Genomic DNA, 2,944 nt, shown 5'->3' with positions numbered 1-2,944 from the left:
ACGCAAAGTTTATTCAAAATGCATTGGGCGAAGAACTCACAGAAGAACGTAACAAAATTATTGAAAGCCGTAACGCTTTGAAAGAAATTGAGGATATTAAAAAGAAATATGAATAAACCTGATTTAATCGAAAAACAGAACCGCTTGGCAGAACTTAAAGAAAATAACGTATCTTTAAAATCTCAAATTAGTGGCTTTGAAGTAAAAAATGCAATTGAAGACTTGCCAAAAGTACAAGAATTGGAAAAAACACTTTCAGAAAATTCAATTGAAATTATCAAAATTGAGAATGAACTTAACGCACAGGAAGAAAAACCAAAAGGAAAAGATAAAATGACAAACTTTATTGAATCACAAAACGCTGTAACAGAATTTTTTGATGTATTGAAAAAGAACTCTGGAAAATCAGAAATTAAAAACGCTTGGAGCGCAAAACTTGCTGAAAATGGTGTAACTATCACAGATAAAACTTTTGAGCTTCCACGTAAATTGGTTGATTCAATCAACACAGTTTTGTTAAATACTAACCCAGTGTTCAAAGTATTCCGTGTTACAAATGTCGGCGCTTTGCTCGTATCACGCTCATTTGATTCAGCTAATGAAGCAAATCTCCACAAAGACGGACAACAAAAAGTAGAACAGGCTGCAGCTCTCACTATTGATACTCTTGAACCTGTAATGGTTTATAAATTGCAATCACTTGCTGAACGTGTTAAACGACTTCAAATGTCATATTCTGAACTTTACAACTTGATTGTAGCGGAACTTACACAAGCTATTGTTAATAAAATTGTTGACCTTGCGCTTATTGAGGGTGACGGAACAAACGGTTTTAAATCAATTGAAAAAGAAGCAGACGTCAAAAAAATCAAAAAGATTACTACAAAAGCCAAATCAGCTGGCAAAACTCCATTTGCTGACGCTATTGAAGAAGCGGTTGACTTTGTTCGCCCTACTGCTGGACGTCGTTATTTGATTGTTAAAGCAGAAGACCGTAAAGCCTTGTTAGATGAGTTACGTCAAGCAACTGCAAATGCTCACGTTCGTATTAAAAATGATGACGCTGAAATTGCCTCTGAAGTTGGAGTAGATGAAATTATTGTCTATACAGGTTCAAAAGCACTCAAACCTACTGTATTGGTAGACCAAAAATATCACATTGACATGCAAGACCTTACAAAAGTTGATGCCTTTGAATGGAAAACTAACAGCAACATGATTTTGGTAGAAACACTAACAAGCGGTCATGTTGAAACTTATAACGCTGGTGCAGTAATTACAGTAGCATAAGAATAAAATGGAGGAAGTAAATGATAGATTATATTAAGGTCTATTGTGGTATTCCGATTTTAGTAACAGCTTATGATAGTAAACTTATCTTATTCCGTTCAATAGCTATTAAATTGCTAGAAAAAAATGGTATTAAAGCTGACGAAACAAGCGTATTAGTTAAAGACTTTATTTCTTGTTATTGTCGGCTTAATATTGTTGATGAACCAGCAGAACAATGGCGAAATGCTGAAATGAAACGTTTGGCTTCTTTGCAAGAGTTAATGTATTATGGAGGTATTTAATGATATTCTCACAAGTTACATTACAGGTAGAAACGACTGTTAAGAAGAAGAACGGTGCAGAAGCTAATGTTATAAAGCCTATCGTTTTACCAGCAGTTAAACAGAGAATTAGTCAGACAAGGCTTGATGAGTTTTCTATGATTGGGCTAGGTAAAAACGTAAGATACGAGCTTAACGGAATCGGAGAAATGGAAGACTTGATTTTCAACTATTTCTTGGACGAAAAAGGCGAAACTTTCAAGCGTACAACATGGGAAAGAAACCCTAAGAATAACAAGATGATTTTAGAGGGGGTAGTAAGCAATGGAATTTGATTCTTATATAGATTGGTACAACAATTTGCTTACAATGCCTCTAAATGACGTTATTTTAGGTGTTAAGGACACGATAGAAGACAAGACGGTATATTTATCACTTAGTGACTCAAAGGTCATTAAAATGGATAATACGAGCTTTGTCATGGGTTACTATTATCAAGTTGTTTTATCTGTTAAAGATGTTGACGATGAACTTGTCGGACTGGTCGGAAATGTTTTACAAAACGGTTGGAATATGACGAACTGGTCAGAGAATAGCCATTTGTACAATTATACTGGTACTGTTTATTTGCCTTGTGGTGCAGGTGGTCAAGCATGGCAATGAATTTACTTAATACAGCAAGCATAGCTAAAGAAATGCAAACTAAAGTAACAGAACGCATGGGCGACTGGTTTGAAGCAGAATTTAAAGCTAAAGCGAATAGTGCAAGCCGAAGAACTAGATTAATTAGAAGTCATGGTCACACCTATACTTATGCTAGATACCAAAATACTGGTCAATTATCAAGTAACTTAAAACAAGTTAAAAAAGGCGATAAAATAGTTATTGACGCAGGTACTAGAGCTAATTATACTAGCGGTTATCATGGTATGTACTTTTTAAGAAATAAAAAAGGTATGCAAGACGTTAAAACAACATTGAAAAAAGGCGCTATTTATGCTAATTCAATGAAATTATAAAAGTAGAAAGTGGTTTAATTACATTTGATTGAAATTAACAATAATGGTATTTTTTAATGAGTTTAGATAATTTTAAAAATAGAGCGATTGTATGGGATACGGTCAATAAAGGCTTCCCACAACCAATTCAAATAATGCAAGGCGACGTCAACGCTAGAACATTGTCAATTAAAATACTTGATAATGGAGGCGAAATTGATTTGACTGGCCATTCATTAAAACTTACATATCAATATACTAATAGCAGTAATTCAGGTTTTGTTATGATTCCTCCTGAAAACTTAACTAAGGGAGAGTTTATTTTAGTAATTCCTACCGAAATGACAGAAACTGGAGTTATTGAAGCGAACTTAATACTTCTCAATGAAGATA

The 2,944-nt window shown here is 34.1% G+C and carries 6 protein-coding genes; all 6 read left to right on the top strand.

What is annotated here, in order from left to right; all coding sequences use genetic code 11:
• Positions 1 to 108 precede the first annotated feature (108 nt).
• Complete coding sequence (locus D9V42_RS14425) at positions 109 to 1,290, top strand: hypothetical protein (protein WP_036853149.1); 1,182 nt, start codon at positions 109 to 111, stop codon at positions 1,288 to 1,290.
• Between the two features lie 20 nt (positions 1,291 to 1,310).
• Positions 1,311 to 1,574, top strand: coding sequence for a hypothetical protein (locus D9V42_RS14420; protein WP_002820020.1), 264 nt, complete (start codon positions 1,311 to 1,313; stop codon positions 1,572 to 1,574).
• Positions 1,574 to 1,888 carry a hypothetical protein gene (locus tag D9V42_RS14415; protein WP_036853150.1) on the top strand — a complete coding sequence of 105 codons (315 nt, stop codon included), beginning with the start codon at positions 1,574 to 1,576 and terminating at the stop codon, positions 1,886 to 1,888. Before D9V42_RS14420 ends, D9V42_RS14415 begins: the two co-directional genes overlap by 1 nt.
• A complete protein-coding gene (locus tag D9V42_RS15490; protein ID WP_122065538.1) occupies positions 1,878 to 2,216 on the top strand; it encodes a hypothetical protein in 339 nt (112 codons plus the stop codon). Before D9V42_RS14415 ends, D9V42_RS15490 begins: the two co-directional genes overlap by 11 nt.
• Positions 2,207 to 2,572 (top strand): hypothetical protein, encoded by a 366-nt coding sequence (locus D9V42_RS14405; RefSeq protein WP_036853152.1) that lies wholly within the window; start codon positions 2,207 to 2,209, stop codon positions 2,570 to 2,572. The genes D9V42_RS15490 and D9V42_RS14405 overlap by 10 nt, the downstream gene beginning before the upstream one ends.
• Before the next feature lie 56 nt (positions 2,573 to 2,628).
• Positions 2,629 to 2,944: BppU family phage baseplate upper protein (locus tag D9V42_RS14400; protein ID WP_122065535.1), on the top strand; the 316-nt coding region annotated here is incomplete at its 3' end.

This window comes from Staphylococcus pseudoxylosus (genome assembly GCF_003697915.1).
Lineage (GTDB): Bacteria > Bacillota > Bacilli > Staphylococcales > Staphylococcaceae > Staphylococcus > Staphylococcus pseudoxylosus.
The sequence above is the reverse complement of the archived record's forward strand: the minus strand, read 5'-3'. Positions and strand labels throughout refer to the sequence as shown.

Excerpts from the sequence above, each read along its gene's own strand:
- D9V42_RS14425 (WP_036853149.1), top strand. The coding sequence starts at position 109 with ATGAATAAACCTGATTTAATCGAAAAACAGAACCGCTTGGCAGAACTT.
- D9V42_RS14420 (WP_002820020.1), top strand. The coding sequence starts at position 1,311 with ATGATAGATTATATTAAGGTCTATTGTGGTATTCCGATTTTAGTAACA.
- D9V42_RS14415 (WP_036853150.1), top strand. The coding sequence starts at position 1,574 with ATGATATTCTCACAAGTTACATTACAGGTAGAAACGACTGTTAAGAAG.
- D9V42_RS15490 (WP_122065538.1), top strand. The coding sequence starts at position 1,878 with ATGGAATTTGATTCTTATATAGATTGGTACAACAATTTGCTTACAATG.
- D9V42_RS14405 (WP_036853152.1), top strand. The coding sequence starts at position 2,207 with ATGGCAATGAATTTACTTAATACAGCAAGCATAGCTAAAGAAATGCAA.